Source organism: Amycolatopsis sp. lyj-112 (genome assembly GCF_046549055.1).
Lineage (GTDB): Bacteria > Actinomycetota > Actinomycetes > Mycobacteriales > Pseudonocardiaceae > Amycolatopsis.
On the sequence record NZ_JAJPWS010000002.1, the window covers coordinates 1005299 to 1021918 of the forward strand.

Annotated in this window: 17 protein-coding genes and 2 pseudogenes; 5 read left to right on the forward strand and 14 right to left on the reverse strand. The window is 68.5% G+C overall.

All coding sequences use genetic code 11. The annotated features are described in order from the left end of the window. Nucleotides 1-45: 45 nt before the first annotated feature. The gene (locus ACLJRL_RS11675; RefSeq protein WP_410656103.1) at nt 46-1224 is read right to left on the reverse strand and encodes an MFS transporter; all 1179 of its coding nucleotides are present in this window, start codon (nt 1222-1224) and stop codon (nt 46-48) included. A gap of 60 nt (nt 1225-1284) precedes the next feature. On the opposite strand from ACLJRL_RS11675, the gene ACLJRL_RS11680 reads away from it, so the two are divergent. The 3 genes from ACLJRL_RS11680 (at nt 1285) to ACLJRL_RS11690 (ending at nt 4307) form a co-directional block, all read left to right on the forward strand. Continuing rightward, nucleotides 1285-2229, forward strand: a complete 945-nt coding sequence (locus ACLJRL_RS11680) for a DUF5937 family protein (protein WP_410656104.1) — start codon at nt 1285-1287, stop codon at nt 2227-2229. 72 nt (nt 2230-2301) lie between these two features. Then, a complete protein-coding gene (locus ACLJRL_RS11685) occupies nt 2302-3660 on the forward strand; it encodes a WD40 repeat domain-containing protein (protein ID WP_410656105.1) in 1359 nt (452 codons plus the stop codon). Nucleotides 3661-3671: 11 nt separating this feature from the next. Next, entirely contained in the window at nt 3672-4307 is a 636-nt protein-coding gene (locus tag ACLJRL_RS11690; protein ID WP_410656106.1) for an MBL fold metallo-hydrolase, read from the forward strand. Here ACLJRL_RS11690 and ACLJRL_RS11695 read toward each other — a convergent pair. Then, nucleotides 4297-5184, reverse strand: coding sequence for an SDR family NAD(P)-dependent oxidoreductase (locus tag ACLJRL_RS11695; protein WP_410656107.1), 888 nt, complete (start codon nt 5182-5184; stop codon nt 4297-4299). The two genes, ACLJRL_RS11690 and ACLJRL_RS11695, sit on opposite strands and share 11 nt — an antisense overlap. Nucleotides 5185-5263: 79 nt before the next feature. On the opposite strand from ACLJRL_RS11695, the gene ACLJRL_RS11700 reads away from it, so the two are divergent. After that, the gene (locus ACLJRL_RS11700) at nt 5264-5848 is read left to right on the forward strand and encodes a TetR/AcrR family transcriptional regulator (RefSeq protein WP_410656108.1); all 585 of its coding nucleotides are present in this window, start codon (nt 5264-5266) and stop codon (nt 5846-5848) included. Here ACLJRL_RS11700 and ACLJRL_RS11705 read toward each other — a convergent pair. Together ACLJRL_RS11705 and ACLJRL_RS11710 are read right to left on the reverse strand one after the other, a co-directional pair. Continuing rightward, nucleotides 5835-6539: a DUF2334 domain-containing protein gene (locus tag ACLJRL_RS11705; RefSeq protein WP_410656109.1), complete on the reverse strand. Its 705-nt coding sequence runs from the start codon at nt 6537-6539 to the stop codon at nt 5835-5837. The two genes, ACLJRL_RS11700 and ACLJRL_RS11705, sit on opposite strands and share 14 nt — an antisense overlap. A 76-nt stretch (nt 6540-6615) precedes the next feature. After that, a complete protein-coding gene (locus ACLJRL_RS11710) occupies nt 6616-7497 on the reverse strand; it encodes a phosphoribosylaminoimidazolesuccinocarboxamide synthase (RefSeq protein ID WP_410656110.1) in 882 nt (293 codons plus the stop codon). A 35-nt stretch (nt 7498-7532) separates the two neighbouring features. Between ACLJRL_RS11710 and ACLJRL_RS11715 the strand changes: the two are divergent. Beyond that, nucleotides 7533-8249 (forward strand): annotated as a pseudogene (locus ACLJRL_RS11715) (S-adenosyl-l-methionine hydroxide adenosyltransferase family protein); the annotation flags it as partial. Here the strand turns inward: ACLJRL_RS11715 and ACLJRL_RS11720 are convergent. The 10 genes and pseudogenes from ACLJRL_RS11720 to ACLJRL_RS11765 form a co-directional block, all read right to left on the reverse strand. Continuing rightward, nucleotides 8222-9109, reverse strand: a pseudogene (locus ACLJRL_RS11720) (MOSC domain-containing protein). The pseudogenes ACLJRL_RS11715 and ACLJRL_RS11720 sit on opposite strands and share 28 nt — an antisense overlap. A gap of 26 nt (nt 9110-9135) precedes the next feature. Continuing rightward, nucleotides 9136-9879: an amino acid ABC transporter ATP-binding protein gene (locus ACLJRL_RS11725; protein ID WP_410656111.1), complete on the reverse strand. Its 744-nt coding sequence runs from the start codon at nt 9877-9879 to the stop codon at nt 9136-9138. After that, a complete protein-coding gene (locus tag ACLJRL_RS11730; protein ID WP_410656112.1) occupies nt 9876-10634 on the reverse strand; it encodes an amino acid ABC transporter permease in 759 nt (252 codons plus the stop codon). Before ACLJRL_RS11730 ends, ACLJRL_RS11725 begins: the two co-directional genes overlap by 4 nt. After that, the gene (locus ACLJRL_RS11735) at nt 10635-11417 is read right to left on the reverse strand and encodes an ABC transporter substrate-binding protein (protein WP_410656113.1); all 783 of its coding nucleotides are present in this window, start codon (nt 11415-11417) and stop codon (nt 10635-10637) included. A gap of 8 nt (nt 11418-11425) precedes the next feature. Continuing rightward, entirely contained in the window at nt 11426-12199 is a 774-nt protein-coding gene (locus ACLJRL_RS11740) for an ABC transporter substrate-binding protein (RefSeq protein ID WP_410656114.1), read from the reverse strand. Between the two features lie 5 nt (nt 12200-12204). Then, nucleotides 12205-13032: a substrate-binding periplasmic protein gene (locus tag ACLJRL_RS11745; protein ID WP_410656115.1), complete on the reverse strand. Its 828-nt coding sequence runs from the start codon at nt 13030-13032 to the stop codon at nt 12205-12207. Nucleotides 13033-13250: 218 nt separating this feature from the next. Continuing rightward, nucleotides 13251-14681 carry an adenylosuccinate lyase gene (gene purB, locus ACLJRL_RS11750; protein ID WP_410656116.1) on the reverse strand — a complete coding sequence of 477 codons (1431 nt, stop codon included), beginning with the start codon at nt 14679-14681 and terminating at the stop codon, nt 13251-13253. A 74-nt stretch (nt 14682-14755) separates the two neighbouring features. Next, nucleotides 14756-15367, reverse strand: a complete 612-nt coding sequence (locus ACLJRL_RS11755) for a TetR/AcrR family transcriptional regulator (protein ID WP_410656117.1) — start codon at nt 15365-15367, stop codon at nt 14756-14758. A gap of 38 nt (nt 15368-15405) precedes the next feature. Further along, complete coding sequence (locus tag ACLJRL_RS11760; RefSeq protein WP_410656118.1) at nt 15406-16101, reverse strand: hypothetical protein; 696 nt, start codon at nt 16099-16101, stop codon at nt 15406-15408. Continuing rightward, nucleotides 16088-16606, reverse strand: coding sequence for a SigE family RNA polymerase sigma factor (locus tag ACLJRL_RS11765; protein ID WP_410656119.1), 519 nt, complete (start codon nt 16604-16606; stop codon nt 16088-16090). Before ACLJRL_RS11765 ends, ACLJRL_RS11760 begins: the two co-directional genes overlap by 14 nt. Nucleotides 16607-16620 lie beyond the last annotated feature (14 nt).

Sequence of the window (16620 nt, forward strand, 5' to 3'; positions counted from 1 at the left end):
GACGATGAAGGAATTGGGACGTTGAGTGTCCTAGTTCCTTCATCGTCAGCCCTGCGGATTGATGAGGGGAACCTTGGGGGACTCTGAGTCCCTCAAGGAGTCCTTCACGGCTTTCGACGCCTGCCTCACCTGCAGAGCTCCCGCCACCACCGCGGCCCCCACACCGAGAAGCGGCGCCAGCCACACCGGCAGCACCCCGATCGCCAGCGAGCCCAGCCCGAACCCCGACGCCTGCACCGTGAAGGCCAGCGAGAACCCCTCCGACCGACGTCGTTCCGGCAGCAGTTTCTGCAGGTTGACCGACGAAACGGCCATCAGCGGGCCGGTGCAGACGCCGATCAGCGCGACCCCGCCGAGCAGCCCGGCCCAGCCGAGGTCCACCGACACCACGATCCCGCCGAGCACGAATCCGGCCAGGAACAGCCGCGGGTCGCCGACCTTGCCTCGCGCCGCGTACAGCCCGCTTCCGATGATGCTGGCCGCGCACAGCACGACGATGACGATCGCCGTCGCGGAATCGTCGGCGCCGAGCCTCTGGACCAGGGGAAGCAGCCCGACCTCGATGGTCGAAAGCAGCAGACCGACGGTGAACAGCCCCATCAGCCACGGGACGCACGCGGCGACCGGGATCGACTGATGTTCAATCGTCCTTTGTGGACTCGGCGTGACCGCACGTCGCGGCACGAGCAGCGCCGCGAGCAGGGCGACGACGGCCATCGCGAGCACGGGAACGGCAGGGCCGGACGTGGCCAGCAGCGCGACCAGCAGCGGCCCGCCGACGATGACGCCTTCGAGGATCATCGCGTCGACCGAAATCGCCCTCGGCAGGTCGTCCTCGGTCACCGTCCCCGCGAGCAGCGACCGGAACCCGCCGCTCAGCCCGCCCGCGACCAGGCCCGGCGGGACCGCGAGGGCCAGCAGCACCAGGTCCGGGACGCCGGCGGAGGCGACCGCGGCGAGCGCGAACAGGCCGGCGGCGACCAGGGTCAGCATCACGACCAGGCCGCGTGCGGGCCCGACGCGGTCGAGCAGCCGTCCGATGGGCACGGCGCCGACCATCTCGGCGGCGACGAAGACGGCCATCATCACGCCGCCGAGCCGGTACGAACCGGTCGTCGCGGTGGTCAGGACGGTGAAGGCCAGCGGAGCCATCGTGGCGGGCAAGCGGTTCAGCTGTGCCCCCACCGACCAGCGCCAATACCCGGAATTGCGAAGCAAGGTCATGTCCCGAACACTGCCGGGCGCAGCCTGGCAACGACATTGATTAGGGACTAGCCTAATCCTGTGATCGAGCTGGTCCTGACCGCCGAGAGTGCCAACCGCGTCCGCTTCGGCATCTCGCCGCTCGACGAGACCATGGGCGCGATGCAGACCCTCCTCGGGCGGCGCGGGCACCCGAGCCACCTGCCGTGGCTGCGCGAGGCCGCGGCGAAGCTGCCTTCGCTGCCCGTCGACGGCTTCGCCAAAGTGATGAGCGCGCGGCACTACATCACCGACTTCCTCAGTCCGCCGCCGAGCGGACCGGAGACCACCGCGGCCACCCAGTTCGCCGAAATCCGCCGCACGCCACCGGAGCAGGTCGCCCACGAACTATCCAAAGTGGACGCTGACCTGAGCGGACTCCCCGAAGACCCCGCCGAGGCCAGAGACCTGCTGGCCGGCCAGATGGAGATCGCCTGGACCGAACTGGTCGAACCGCACTGGCCGCGGATGCGCCGGTTCCTCGTCGCCGATATCGAGGAGCGCTCGCGACGGCTGGCCGCGGGCGGTATCGCGCTGGTGCTGGAGGACATCCACCCGCGCGTGCGGCTCGTCGACGACGTCCTGGTGATCGAGATGAAGGACCGCAGCCGCGTCCACCTCGACCGGCGCGGGCTGTTGCTGATCCCGGGTGTCTTCGCGTGGCCGTCGGTCGGGGTGATCACGATGGCACCGTGGCAGCCGTCGCTGCTCTACCCGGCCCGCGGCGTCGCCGAACTGTGGTCGGACCCGGAACGCCCGTCCGGCGCGCTCGCGGGCGTGCTCGGGCGGACGAAGGCCGCGCTGCTCACGACGTTGAACGAACCCGCGAGCACCACCGAATTGGCGCGACGGCTGGACTTCTCGGCACCGACGGTGTCGCAGCACCTGACCGCGATGCGCGCGGCCGGCCTGCTCGACACACGCCGTCGCGGCCGCGAAGTGCGCTACCTGCGCACTGAACTCGGCGACGCGCTCTTGCGGGCGTAGGAGCGGCGCATAGTAGCGGCAGGATGGCTCGAACGGTCGAGAACAAAGTGAACGCCGTTACGGTCCGCCACCATGTCTACCGATCTCTTCGGCGTCCGAGTCCTCGGCGTCGACCTCGCTCGGCGCGAAGTGGAGCTTCGAGTTTTCGTTGTCTACTACGACTTCGCCTCTCGGACCTACCTGTCACCGCCCGAGCGGGACCCCGGTTTCTTCCTCGGCCTGCTTTGGCGATCGGGGCGCCGGGACGCCCCCATCGGCATGGCCATCACCGTCGATCAAATCCTCGAACGGCCTTGGGTCGCCGAAAATGCACGCTGGTTCGTCGACCACGTCGAAAGGACCGCTGTCGAGAACGACCCTCCGCCGGACGAGATCTGGGCTCGGCCCAAGGACTTCCCCCACGCGCACGCCGGCTGCTGGGCCGACGAAGATCTGCTCGTCCAAGCCGATTACGTCGTCCGGGTCACCGATCCCGCCTGGATCCGGCACCTTGAGCCGGGTATGGACTGGGGCGACGCCTACTACCCGATGGACGCCGACAACCCGCGAGCCGAGGACCTCCCACGGCTCCCGTACGTGCACCGCCCGATCGTGCTCGAACCGTTCGAATCCGAGACGAACAGCATGGTGTTCTCCGACGACGGCAGGTTCCTGGCCGCCTTCGGCTACGACGGTGAACTGGTGGTGTACGACTGCTCCGGCTGGTCGGAACACTCCCGTATCGAGGTGCGAGCAGGCCGCATCACCTGGCGGATGGCCTGGGTCCCCGGACAGCACATCATCGTGTTCACCGAACTGGACACGCGACAGCTCCGACAAGAGGCGTACGACGTGCACACGGGCGACGCCGTCGACGTCCACCTGGAGCTGGGCCACGGGCGATCGCGGACCGGTCGCCATCGGATCGAGTTCGGGAACCGCCCCGGGGTCGGCTTCCTGGTCCGAGGCGGTGATGCGGTTCAGGTGCCCGGCATCGAGGAGATCGCCATCGAGTCGGTGGCCTTCACCGGCGACGAGTCCCGGCTGTTCGCGGGTGGGATGACGTCGGACGTGTTCGTGATCGACGCGGCGAGCGCCTCCGTCGTCGGCACCATCCCCGATGTCGCACCGAGGGTCGGCGTGGTGGCGGTGAGCCCCGGCGGTGATTACCTGGTCACCGCGGGAGAGCCCGGCTCGAATCCGCGGCTCGAAAGGGGCGAGGAGATCTGTGTCCGACGGGGCAGCGACGGCGAGATCGTGATCCACCACTGGCCGGGAGCGCTCGTCGGCGGACTCGCTTGGTCACCGGACGACCGCTGGCTCGCCGTCTGCCTGGAACACCGGCGCGGCGGCGGAGAGCTCCGGATCATGCCGATCGGCATGCCCACCCGGCCCGCCGCGGCTTGGCACCCCACAGTTCCCGAGCCTAGGGTGGAAACCGACCACGGGTGAAGGAGAAACCGATGCGTATTGTCCATTTTGGACACGCTTGCGTACTGCTGGAGACCGAGGGCGCGCGGATCCTGATCGACCCCGGTGCCTTCTCGGTGGGTTTCGAGGGCGAGCGTGAACTGAACGCCGTCCTGATCACCCACCAGCATTTCGACCATCTCGACGTCGAAAGGTTGCCCGCGCTGCTGGAGGCGAACCCCGGCGCGCAACTGATCGTCGACCCGGGTTCCGCCGAGGCCGTCCGGAAGCTCGGCGCCGAGTTCCAGATCGCGAGCCCCGGTGACGCCTTCGGTATCGGGTCCAGCGGAATCAACGTCGTCGGCGGCGAGCACGCGGTGATCCACGAGGACATCCCGGCGGTCCCGAACGTCGGCTACATCGTCGACCACGGCGCCTTCTACCACCCGGGCGACTCGTTCTTCGTGCCCGAGCAGCAGATCGACATCCTCGGGCTGCCGACAGGCGCCCCGTGGCTCAAGGCCGGCGAGGCCGTCGATTACCTGCGCGCGGTCTCCCCGCGTCTCGCCGTGCCGATCCACGAAGCCGTGCTCGCGCGGCCGCAGATGCACTACGGCCTGTTCGCCAACCTCGCCCCGGAAGGCACCGAGGTCAAGGTTCTCGACGTCGGCGACCCCGTCAAGCTTTGAGCAGCCCGCAAAGCCGGGACGCGTCGTGCCACAGCGCCTCCTCGCGGGCTTCGTCATAGGACTCCGGGGACGACGGCACGACGTGGCCCCGGTCGAGGTACGCACCCGATTCGCCGGGACGTGGCCCCGAAAAGACGTCCGCGAGCAGGCGCCCGGCGGTCTCGGCCGTGGTCGCCAGCGGAGTCCTGCTCAGCACCGGCACCATGGCGCGGAACGCCCATCGCGCGACGGGCCCGGCGTCGCGGGCCAGGCCGGTGCCGGGTACCAGGCCGGGGTTGTACGCATAGGCGTCGACCCCGGTCGGCAGCCGCCGCGCGAGCGCGTGGACCTGGTAGAGGACACCGAGTTTGCTGGTGGCATAGGCCCTTCGGCCTTCCTGAGTGCCACTCGCCCGACGGTCCGTCCCCGGACGGGCGAGTTCGCCCGCCTCGGCCCAGCGGGGCGCCGGCACCAGGCCCAGGTTGTGCTTGAAGTCGCCGAAGTGGACGTCGCTGGCCGTGATGACGATGCGCGAAGGCGCGGCGAACCTGTCCATCAGCAGGCCGAGCAGTAACTGGTTCGCCAGGACGTTGATCCCGAAGGTCCGCTCGAAACCGTCGGCGGTCGTCGCGGTCACCGAGGTCATCTGTACCCCGGCATTGCCGAGAAACCCGCGCAAGGGCGGGATTTCCCCCGCGTCCAGCAACTGCTCAACGGTCCGGGCGGCCGTGCGGACCTCGTCGAGCGACGCCAGATCGCAGGGGATCGTGTTCTCGGCCGATCCGGTGTCGCGGCCGAGGACCAGCAGGTGCCGGTCCGGATCCTCGCGCAACCGCTCGGCGGCGATCCGGCCGATCCCGCGGCTCGCGCCGGTCATCAGAAGGGTATGGGTCGGCACGGCGACCTCCTTGGTGCCGAGTATTAAATGGTACTGAGTACCATACAGAACTCGATGCCACTCCCGCTAGGATCGGGCCATGCCGGATGACCTCCCCCTGCTCGCCCGCAAACAGCGACGAGCACGCGAAAAGATCGTCGAAGCGGCCTTCGACCTGTTCGAGGAACGGAGCTTCTCCGAGGTCACGGTCACCGACATCGCCACCCGGGCCGAAGTCGGCCGCACGACGTTCTTCCGCTACTTCGGCGACAAACAGGAAGTCGTGTTCGCCGACGAACAGCGGATGCTGGAGACGCTGGCGAGCGAGCGGCACACGGCCGCTCCGGCGGACCTCGACGCGGCGCTGGTGCGGCTCCGCGACCTCGTCGTCCTGTTGTGCCAAGAGGTCACGAAGGATGCCGCGCACTACGAACGGCATGAGAAGCTGCTGGCGCGCAACAGCGAGCTGTACGACCGCAGCGTGCGCAAACTCCAGCGATTCGCCGACGAAATGACGGACATCCTCATCGGCGACGGCGCCGGCCGGACCATCGCGGTCCTGGCCCCGCAGCTGGCCCTCGCCTGCTACTACACGGGACGCCGGATCGCCGGGACGGACCCGGCCGCGTTGATCCCGGCGGTCGAATCCGCCTTCGCCGAGCTGGCGAGCGTCAGGAAACGGTGAGGCGCAGCGAGCCGTAAGTGGTGCCGAAGGCGCGGTTCTCCAGCGAGACGTCGACGGCGTCGAGGAACGCCTGCCGCAGCCCCGGCCGGGCGAGGTCGGCGGCGTCGATACCGAGCCGCACCAGGCCGCCCCGGCGCGCGGCGCGGGCGGCGGCCAGCACCAGCGCGAAGCACCGGACGGTCTCCGTCCGCTGCGACGGGCCGGTGAACTCCTGCACCCGCGCCCGCTGGACCTGGCCGGTCACCAGGTCCCGCACCGAGACCAGGTCCGCGCACAGCGCGAACCCGTGCTCACGCAGGGCCTGCACGGTGCCCTCCGACGCGATCCAGCGCGGCGGCGCGAAGCCGTCGACGGGCATGCCGTTGGCGTCGAGCGCCGCCTTCGCCGCGATCAGCCGCAGCCGCGCCTCGTGCGCGGGCAAGGCCGCGAACTCGGCGCGTTTACCCAGGTAGACGGCGCGATGGTGGGGGGTGATCTGGTGGTCGTACCCATGGAGGAGGACGGAGTCACCGCTGGTGCGGCGGGCCCGGACCCACTCGGTCACCGGGCCCTCGCCGGTACGAGCGGCGTAGAGCACGGACAACGGGACCTTGCGCCGATCGAGTTCGGCGGCGAGGTCGGCACAGCGATGCAACGTCCGGGAGGTCACGCCGGACAGGGAAACCAGCAAACGTGCGTCCACGGTTCCCATTGGGCCAGACTCCGCTTGCGTCGGTCTGACGATGGAGTAAACGCCGCAGGTCAGCCGGGCGAATCAGGTGGGCGGATCAGGCGGGCCAGTCGTCGAGCGAGCAGCCCGTGATGCGTTCATACGCCTCGATGTACCTCGCCCGTGTGGCGGCGACGATGTCCTCGGGCAACGGTGGCGGCTCCGGTCTCTCCAAGCGGTGCCAGCCCGACGCCGGCCCGGTCAGCCAGTCGCGGAGCGGCTGCTTGTCGAACGACGGCTGCGGGCTGCCCGGGGCGTGACCGCCGGCGAGCCAGTAGCGGGACGAATCCGGGGTCAGGACCTCGTCGGCGAGCACGAGGTTCCCCTCGGGGTCGACGCCGAATTCGAGCTTCGTGTCGGCGAGCAGGATGCCGCGCTCGGCGGCGAATTCCGCGCCGCGCCGGTAGACCGCCAGCGTCGCTTCGCGGACCTCTTCGGCTCGTTCACGGCCGAGCTGCCCGACGACGTCGGAGAACGCGATGTTCTCGTCGTGCGAACCGCGGTCGGCCTTGGTCGCCGGGGTGAAGATCGGCTCGGGGAGCCGGCAGGACTCGGTCAGGCCGGGCGGCAGATCGACACCACAGACGGTGCCGCGCGCGCGATAATCGGCGAGGCCGGTGCCGGTGAGATAGCCGCGGGCGACGGCTTCGACCGGCAGCATCGCCAGCCGGCGCACCAGCAGCGCGCGGCCGCGCACCTCGGCGGGGATACGTTCGTCGTCGTAGGAGACCAGGTGGTTGGGGAGGACATCGGAGAGCTGGGAGAACCAGAACACGCTCATCGCGGTGAGCACCCGCCCCTTGTCGGGGATGGGCGTGGTGAAGATGACGTCGTAGGCCGAGATCCGGTCGGACGTGACGAGCAGCAGATGCTCGTCGTCGACGGCGTAGAGCTCACGGACCTTGCCTGCGGCGATCTTCGGGTATTCGAGCGTCGTCACGGCTGCACCCTAGCGATCAAGGATGATGCCTGATCATGCCGATCCACTGGATCTCCCTCACGACCGACTACGGGCTCAGCGACGGATTCGTGGCCGCTTGCCGCGGCGTGATCGCGCGGATCGCACCCGCCGTCCGGCTGATCGACGTGACCCACGACGTCCCTCCGCAGCAGGTCAGGACCGGCGCCGAAGTGCTCGCGCAGACCGCGCCCTTCCTGCCGGACGCGGTGCATCTCGCCGTCGTGGACCCGGGAGTCGGCACCGCGCGGCGCGGTGTCGTGGTGGTCGCGGAGCGCGGAATCCTCGTCGGGCCCGACAACGGACTTCTCCTGCCGGCGGCGGATGCACTCGGCGGAGTGAAAGCCGCCTTCGAAGTGACCGCCGAGCATTACCGCCTTCCGGTGACGTCGTCGACGTTCCACGGGCGCGACATCTTCGCCCCCGCCGCCGCGCATCTGGCGCTCGGAGTGGCTCCGGAAGAGTTCGGCCCGCCGGTCGACGACCTCGTACGGCTACCGGATCCGTTCGTCGCGGTGTTCCCGGGGAAGCTGGTGGCCGAAGTGCTCACCGTCGACCACTTCGGCAATATCCAGCTGGCCGCGAGCCCGGCCGACCTCGCGCTGTCCGGGCTGTCCGGCATGGTCTCGGTCAGCAGCGAGCAAGTCCTGGTGAAGGCTCTGGTCGGCGGCACCTTCGGCGCGGTACCGCCGGGTTCGAACGTGCTCTACACCGACTCGGCCGGGCGGCTCGCGGTCGCGGTGAACGGCGGTTCGGCCGCCGACGTGCTCCGGCTCGGCTCCGGTCAGGAGTGCACGATCACCTCGTCGCCGACGGCCAGCTGACCCGGCCGCGTGACCGCCATCTTGATGCCGAACGAGACGCCGCCCTCGGGTTCGCGGCGGTAGTCCGCGAGCGAGCGGATCGGCTCGGGGCCCGCCTTCTTGCCGGTCTCCTGGTCGACCATGGGGACCGTGCAGCGGATGCAGACCTTGGCGTAGCCCAGTTCGACGTCGCCTGTGGTGAGCACGCGGACGTCGTCCTCCCGGTGCGGCACCGGCCAGCCGCGGACGACGATGTTGGGGCGGAAGCGGTCCATCGGCACGGCCTCGGCCCCGCGGGACGCGATCCGCTCGTTCAGACCGTCCAAAGAGGACTCGGAGGTGAGCAGGACGGCATGCGCGTCGGCGAACGCCGCGGTGCCCGGGATCTCGCCGTTGGTGACGCGCTCGTGCTCCGGCGCGAGCCCGACGAACACGGACGGAAGACCCAGGACGGTGGAGAACCAGTCCGCGGCGACGTCACCCTGGTGGATGCCCTTGCCCTGCCAGGTGAACGTCGACGCCGGGTGCCGCGGCCCGTCCTGCACGACGTCGAGCAGGAGTTCCTCGACGCCGGGAGCGGCCAGCCGCAGGCGGGCGCCGTCGTCCAGCACGTCGGCCCGGATCGAGGCCATCACCGGATGCTTCCGCTGGCTGCGGAAGTCTCCTTCCGGGGACACGACCATCCAGGCACGGTCGAACTTCAGGCCCGCCGGGGTGACGCAGGCCGTGTCGACCGACGTCCCCGCGCAGCCCTTGACGGGGTAATAGACCAGCCTCGCGACTCTCGCCATGTCCGCAGGTTAGCCACTCATCGGCGTCAGAGCACCTGAGAAAGGAACCGCTGCAGCCGGTCGCTCTGCGGAGCGTCGAAGATCGCCTCCGGAGCGTCATGTTCGACGATCTTCCCGGCGTCCATGAACGCGACCTCGTCCGCGACGCCGCGCGCGAACCCCATCTCGTGGGTGACCACGAGCAGCGTCAGCCCGCGCTCGGCCAGGCCCGCCATCAGGTTGAGGACGCCCTTGACCAGTTCCGGGTCGAGCGCGCTGGTCGCCTCGTCGAACAGCATGACCTCGGGCTCCATCGCGAGCGCTCGCGCGATCGCGACCCGCTGCTGCTGCCCGCCCGAAAGCGCACTCGGCCGGTACGGCGCCTTGTCGGCGAGGCCGACCTCGGCGAGCCGGGCATGGGCGATCTCGGTGGCTTCTTCCTTGCCGAGCCTCCGCACACTGCGCAGCGGCAGCGTGATGTTGTCCAGCACACTGCGGTGCCCGAACAGGTTGAAGTGCTGGAACACCATCCCGACCCGCTGACGCAGCGCGTCCGGGTCGGAGGAGATGACGCTCTCCCCGCCGAGCAGCAGGTCGCCCGAGTCGGGCTCCTGCAGCCGGTTCACACAGCGCAGCAGCGTCGACTTGCCGGAACCCGACGGCCCGATGATGCAGGTCGTGCGGCCCTTTTCGACCTTGAGATTGACGCCCTTCAGGACTTCGAGAGTGCCGAAGGAAACGTGGACGTCACGGAGTTCGACGCTCGATGAGCGCACGTCGGCAGTGGTCATGACATCGGCACCTTTCCGGCGTTCAGCAGGCCGAGTTCGCCATTGTCGTCATCAGCGCGGACCTTCTTGCCGGTGCGCAGCTTCTTGTCGATGTAGTTCACCAGATGCGTCAGCGGCACGGTGATCACCAGATAGAAGAAACCGGCCGCGACCAGCGGCGACAGGTTCCCGGTGTTGGCCGCGAGGTCCTGCCCGATGCGGAACAGGTCGCGCTGCTCGGACAGGAAGCCGAGGAAGTACACCAGGCTGGAGTCCTTGATCAGCGCGATGAACTGGTTCACCAGCGCGGGCAGCACCCGCCGCACCCCCTGCGGGATGACGACGAGCAGCATCGCCCTGGTGTAGCTCATGCCCAGCGCGCGGCTGGCCTCCATCTGTCCTTTTTCGACACTCTGGATGCCGGCGCGGAAGATCTCGCCGATGTAGGCGGCCGCGATCAGGCTGAGCGCCAGAATGCCCAGCGGGTAGGTGTTCCTGGCCATCGACGGGATGAGGATCCCGCCGCCCTGCCCGATCACCAGGATGGTCAGGATCGCCGGCAGGCCACGGAAGATGTCCGTGTACACCCGGGCAGGCCACCGCAGCCACGCCTTGGTGGACAGGCCCATGGTGGCCAGCACCATGCCGAGCACGGTGCCGATCAGTGCCGAGAACACCGACATGATCAGCGTGTTCAGCAGGCCCGTCTTGAGCAGGTCCGGGAAGACCTCCCAGATGTAGTCCCAGTTCAGAAAGGTCTTGAGGAAGTCGTCCACTTACCGCTGCCCGGCCTTGAATTCCGCGGGCACCGGCGCGTTCGGTTCGAAGCGCTGGTGCACCTTTTCCCAGGTTCCGTCGGCGATGACCGCCTTCAGTCCCGCGTTGATCTTGCCCGCCAGTTCGGTGTTGCCCTTCTTGACGGCGAAACCGTGCGGGATGGTCGTGGTGATCGCCTTGACCACCTTGAGTTTCGCGTCGGGGTTCTTCGCCGCGTAGTCCTCGGCGGTCGCCTGGTCGAAGATCGCGCCGTCGATGGCGCCGGTCTTCAGCGCGGCGAGGGCGGCGGCGTCCTGCGGGAACCGGACGGCTTGCGCGGCAGGCGCGTTGGAGGCGAGCCAGCTGTCGGACACGGTCCCCTGCACGACACCGATCCGCTTGCCCGTCAACGAGTTCTCGTCGGTGATGCCGGTGCCTTCGCGGGCTTCGATACCGAGCGACTGGTAGTTGTACGGCGCCGAGAAGTCGACGGTCTTGCGGCGCTCGTCGGTCTGGGAGATCCCCGAACTGCCGATGTCGAACTTGCCGGTGGCGACCTGGCTCAGCAGGGTCGCGAACTCGGTGGAGACGAACTCCAGTTTCAGGTTCTGGTTCGCGGCGATGGCCTTCAGCAGTTCGTTGTCGAACCCGGTGAAGACGCCGTTTTCTTGGTAGGCATTGGGTTTCGAGTCGCTGAGGGTGCCGACGCGCAGTGTGTCACCGCCGGCGCTCTCACTGCCGCCACACGCCGCCAGCACTGCCAGGAGGGCAGCGCCAACGACGGCGGCGAGTGTTTTCTTCATGGAGTTCCTCACGCCTTGAACTGGTCCGGGACCGGCGCCGTGGGCAGGAACCGCTCGTGCAGCTTGACCCAGGTGCCGTCGGCGATGACCTGCTTCAGGCCTTCGTTGATCTTGGTGAGCAGTTCGGTGTTGCCCTTCTTCACCGCGAACCCGTGCGGGACGTCGGTGGTGAAGGACTTCACGACCTTGAGCTTGGTGTCGGTGCTGTCCTTGACGTTCGTTTCGGCGATCGCCTGGTCGAGGACGTAGGCGTCGACGGCGCCGCTCTTGAGCGCGGCCAAGGCCGGGGCGTACCCGGGGAAGCGCACGGCCTGCGCGTCCGGCACGGTCGAGGTGAGCCACTTGTCGCCGACGGTCGCCTGGATGACCGCGACCCGCTTGCCGGACAAGGCCTTCTCGTCGGTGATCGGCGAGCCGTCCTTGGTCTGGATGCTCATCACTTCGAAGTTGTACGGGTTCGAGAAGTCGACGTTCTTCTTGCGCTCTTCGGTCTGCGCGATGGCCGAGGAGCCGATGTCGAACTGGTTGTTCGCGACCTGGCCGAGCAGCGAGGAGAAGTCGGTGGAGGCGAACTCGAGCTTCAGGTTCTGCTTGACCGCGGCGGCCTTGAGCAGTTCGTTGTCGAAGCCGGTGAAGGTGCCGTTCTCGACGTAGATGTTCGGGGGCGCGTCGCTCAGCGTCCCGACCCGCAGGGTCTTGTCCGCGGCGGCGTCCCCGCCACCGCAGGCGGCGAGCACGGCCACGAGACCGGCGGCGAGCGTCGCGATCAGGGTTTTCTTCATGATGGTCAGACCCCCGGGTTCTGCACGGGGAGGCCGGGGCCGCCCTGCTCGAGTTCCTTCGGCAGCGGCTCGGTCTTGAAGAACTGAGCGTGCAGGCGGGCGACGGTGCCGTCCGCGATGGCCTTCGCGAGGCCGTCGTTGAGCTTCTTCAGCAGATCCGTGTTGCCCTTGCGGACGGCGAACGCGGACGGCGTGTCCTTGGTCTCGACGGTGTAGCCGAATTCCAGCGGCACGGCCGGGTTCTGGTCGATGTACTTCTGCCCGATGTCCTTCGGCACGACCCAGCCGTCGAGGCTGCCGGACTTCAGCTGCGCGAAACCCGCGTTGTAGTCGGGGAAACGCACGACGTTGGCGCCAGGGACCTTGCCACTGGCGAAGTCGTCCTGTACCGACGCCTGCACGACGCCGAGCCGCTTGCCGGTGAACGCGGCGACGTCCTTCAGGCCGGCGTCCTTTTTGGTCAGGATCGTGGTGAACCCGGTGCTGTAGCCGTTGCTGAACGCCACGGTCTTCTTGCGGGCCTCGGTGGTGGAGATCGTGGAACTGCCGATGTCGAACTTGTTGGTCGAAACGCTTGCCAGCAGACCGGCGAACTCGGTCCCGACGAACTCGACCTCGAACCCTTCACGCTTCGCGATGTCGCGCAGCAGTTCGTTGTCGTAGCCGGTGAAGGTGCCGTTCTCCAGGTAGATCGACGGCGGCGCGTCGGTCAGGGTGCCGACCCTCAGCTTCTGACCGCTCGCGGCGGGATCACCAGAGCCACAAGCGGCGAGGGCAAGGGTGACCACTCCCGCCGTGACGACGGCGGCGAACTTCGACAGCGTGGATCTCATCGCTTCTTCCAGGGTTTCGGCGCCAAGGCGCGATACAAACACGCCAGGCCGCCTCATGGGCGGCCTGGCGCTCCGGGTTCAGCGATCGAGATTAGGCATTTCGCCCGATCGAGTAACGCCATCTCACTCTGTGAACGTCCCGCGGTGGGTTTGCTCACAAAGCGCGTGAAGGCCCCCTTCCCTCGGCTGAGCCGAGGGAAGGGGGCCTTCACGCGCTATCAGAGAATGGGTGCGGGCGAGTAGGCGGCAGCCTCGGGGAAACGCTTGAGGACGTCCTCGACGCGCGAAGCGACGGCCGCCACCTGACGAGGTGCGACGCCGGTGAACGAGATCCGGTCGGCGAGGAGTTCGTCCAGCTCACCGCGGTCGAGCGGGATCCGCTCGTCGGCGGCGAGGCGGTCGAGAAGGTCGTTCTGCACGAGCCCCTGCTCCCGCATCGCCAGCGCGACGGAGACGGCGTTCTCCTTGATCGCCTCGTGAGCGGTCTCACGCCCGACACCCGCGCGGATCGAGGCCATGAGCACCTTGGTCGTCGCGAGGAACGGCAGATAGCGATCGAGCTCACGCTCGATGACCGCCGGGAAGGCACCGAACTCGGCCAGCACGGTGAGGAAGGTCTCCAGCAGGCCGTCGAGCGCGAAGAACGCGTCGGGCAGCGCGACCCGGCGGACGACGGAATCGGAGACGTCGCCTTCGTTCCACTGGTCGCCGGCGAGCTCGCCGATCATCGACAGGTAGCCGCGCAGCACCACGGCGAGCCCGTTGACCCGCTCGCACGACCGCGTGTTCATCTTGTGCGGCATCGCCGACGAGCCGACCTGGCCCGGTTTGAAGCCCTCGGTGACCAGCTCGTTGCCCGCCATCAGGCGGATCGTCTTGGCCAGGCTCGACGGCGCCGCGGCGATCTGGACCACAGTGGACAGTACGTCGAAGTCGAGTGAGCGCGGGTACACCTGGCCGACGCTGGTGAACACGTTCTCGAACCCGAGGTGCGCCGCGACCCGCGTCTCCAGTTCGTCCAAAGTGGACTCGTCGCCGAGCAGGTCGAGCATGTCCTGCGCGGTACCGACCGGGCCCTTGATCCCGCGCAGCGGGTACCGGCCGATCAGGTTGTCGAGCCGGTCGAAGGCGACCAGCAGTTCGTCGGCGGCGGTGGCGAAGCGCTTGCCCAGCGTCGTCGCCTGCGCGGCGACGTTGTGGGAACGGCCTGCCATCACCGTGTCGGAGTGCTCCACCGCGATCGCGGCGAGCCTGGCGAGCACCGCGCCGACCCGGCTGCGCATCAGTTCCAGCGAGCGCAGCAACTGCAGCTGCTCGACGTTCTCGGTGAGGTCACGCGACGTCATGCCCTTGTGCACGTGCTCGTGCCCGGCGAGCGCGTTGAACTCCTCGATCCGGGCCTTCACGTCGTGGCGGGTGACCCGCTCGCGCGCGGCGATCGAGTCGAGGTCGACCTTCTCCAGCACGCGTTCGTAGTCCGCGACGACGCCGTCCGGCACCTCGACGCCGAGGTCGGCCTGCGCCCGGAGCACGGCGAGCCAGAGCTCACGCTCCAGCACGACCTTGCGTTCCGGGGACCACAGTTCGACCAGCTCAGGCGAGGCGTAGCGGCCGGCGAGCACGTTGGGGATGCGGGGCTTGTCCGTCACGCGGCCAGACTAACCCGCCGCAATTAGTCCTCTACTTGCGGTTGTTCGTGTCGCCAACTACCGCAAGCAGAGGACTAATTGCGGGCAGTCGGAGGGTCCAGAGCGGTCTGCAGCATGCGCGCGGCGGCGGCCCGAGGCTCCGGGTCGACCTCGATCAGCGCGTTGACCACGGCGCCGTCGACCAAGGCGACCAGCCGCTCGAGTTCGGCGGTGTCCACCGGGGTGCCGGAGCGCGCGAAGATCTCGTGGAGCAGTTCGTACAGCTGCGCGGACAGCGTCCGCATCAAAGGCCGCAGGTACGGGCGACGGCCGGTCCCGACGAGACGTTCGTAACGCAGGAGGACGGCTTCGGCGTCGGCCTCGCGATCCGGGCGGAGCGGGCCGAGCAGCATGTCCAGCACCAGGTCGACGGTGGCTTCGACGCCTCGGTTGCGGGTGGTCAGCTCGTCGAGCCGACGCCGTCCGGTTTCGAGTTCCTGATTCGAATGGTGTTCCACCGCGGCGGTGACGAGTTCTTCGAGCGAGTCGAAGTAGTAAGTCGTCGAGGCCAGCGGCAGGCCCGCTCGTTCGGCGACCGCACGGTGCCGCACGGCGTCGAAACCGCCTTCGGCGAGCAGCGACGCGGCGGCCTCGATGAGCTCGGCGCGCCGTCGCTCACCCTTCGGCGTTGTCGCTGCTGCGGTCATGAAGGAACATTCTGTCAGGTACTCAGCGCCAGGTGCTCTCAGTAGCGGGCGGCAAGCACACCGGCGAGGCGGTCGACGTCGGACTCGGGGAACGCGGGCCTGCCCGAACCGTCGCCGAGACTCACTACGACCACCAACGACCCCTTCGCGGTGGTCCGCTGCGCACTAGACGCTCCGGTGGGCACCGTCGGGACCGACGAACCGGCCGGGAAGACGGCGGCCGTGACAGTGCCGCCGGGGACTGGGAACCCCGCGGACCTGGCTCCCGTCGTACAGATGTCGCCGGGCGTCGACTTGGCGACATCCACGGGGACCGGGAGCTCGCCAGCGAGGGCGGTGGCGAGCTCCCGATCCACCTGGTCGCACCCGAAGGTGCCTTCGGCCGTCATCTGGCCGGTCTTCTCTGGACCGCTGCCCCCCTGCTGAGGCGGCGGACCGGAGAAGTTCGTGGACTCCCCGCTATCAAGAGGACGTGCGGACGCCGCCCCGGGTTGCCCGGCCTCCTGGTTGGACTTGGCGGCCGTCGGCGATCCGAGATCGACGTCACCGAGCACGCCGAAAATGCCCACTCCGCCCAAGACCAAAACCAGGGCACTACCGGCCGCCGCGATACCGTTTCGGCGTCGGACTGTGGCGCGTTTGGACGCGCGGACGACGTCGCCGGTGTCGAAGGACGGTTGAGGCGCGTCACCGGGGGCGTCACGGAACAACGCCTTCAGGTCATTCTCGTCCATCCCGTGCCACCTCCTCCTTCTCCATGACCTGCCTCAGATTCGCCAGCCCGCGAGCGGTCTGGCTCTTCACGTTCCCTTCGCTGCAGCCGAGCGTCTTCGCCGCCGCGCCGACGTCCAGTCCCTCGAAGAACCGGAGCACCAGCACGGCCCGCTGCTTCGGGGGCACCTCACGCAACGCGGCCAGCAGGTCTTCCCTGGTGACGACCTGTTCGCCGAGGTCGAATCCGTCCTGCGGCGGCTCGGGCAGCTCTTCGGTCTGCCACTCGCGCCGCCACGGCCGCCTCGACTCGTCGATCGCCGCCCTGACCAGCGTCTTGCGTACATAGGCGTCGGTAGCCGCCCGTTCCCTGATCTTCTTCCACCTCCGGTGCAGCGCGACGAACGCCGTCTGCGCGAGATCGTCCGCGCGATGCCAGTCACCGCAGAGCATGTACGCGGTCCTGCGCACGGCGTCTCGCTTCGCGGCGAAGTACTCCGCGAACTCCTCTTCGTCGCGCTGATTCACGCGGTTGTTGTCTC

Coding starts and splice junctions, on each gene's coding strand:
- ACLJRL_RS11675 (WP_410656103.1), bottom strand. CDS start 1,224: ATGACCTTGCTTCGCAATTCCGGGTATTGGCGCTGGTCGGTGGGGGCA.
- ACLJRL_RS11745 (WP_410656115.1), bottom strand. CDS start 13,032: ATGAGATCCACGCTGTCGAAGTTCGCCGCCGTCGTCACGGCGGGAGTG.
- ACLJRL_RS11735 (WP_410656113.1), bottom strand. CDS start 11,417: ATGAAGAAAACACTCGCCGCCGTCGTTGGCGCTGCCCTCCTGGCAGTG.
- ACLJRL_RS11755 (WP_410656117.1), bottom strand. CDS start 15,367: ATGACCGCAGCAGCGACAACGCCGAAGGGTGAGCGACGGCGCGCCGAG.
- ACLJRL_RS11760 (WP_410656118.1), bottom strand. CDS start 16,101: ATGGACGAGAATGACCTGAAGGCGTTGTTCCGTGACGCCCCCGGTGAC.
- ACLJRL_RS11685 (WP_410656105.1), top strand. CDS start 2,302: ATGTCTACCGATCTCTTCGGCGTCCGAGTCCTCGGCGTCGACCTCGCT.
- ACLJRL_RS11725 (WP_410656111.1), bottom strand. CDS start 9,879: ATGACCACTGCCGACGTGCGCTCATCGAGCGTCGAACTCCGTGACGTC.
- ACLJRL_RS11690 (WP_410656106.1), top strand. CDS start 3,672: ATGCGTATTGTCCATTTTGGACACGCTTGCGTACTGCTGGAGACCGAG.
- ACLJRL_RS11740 (WP_410656114.1), bottom strand. CDS start 12,199: ATGAAGAAAACCCTGATCGCGACGCTCGCCGCCGGTCTCGTGGCCGTG.
- ACLJRL_RS11705 (WP_410656109.1), bottom strand. CDS start 6,539: ATGGGAACCGTGGACGCACGTTTGCTGGTTTCCCTGTCCGGCGTGACC.
- ACLJRL_RS11700 (WP_410656108.1), top strand. CDS start 5,264: ATGCCGGATGACCTCCCCCTGCTCGCCCGCAAACAGCGACGAGCACGC.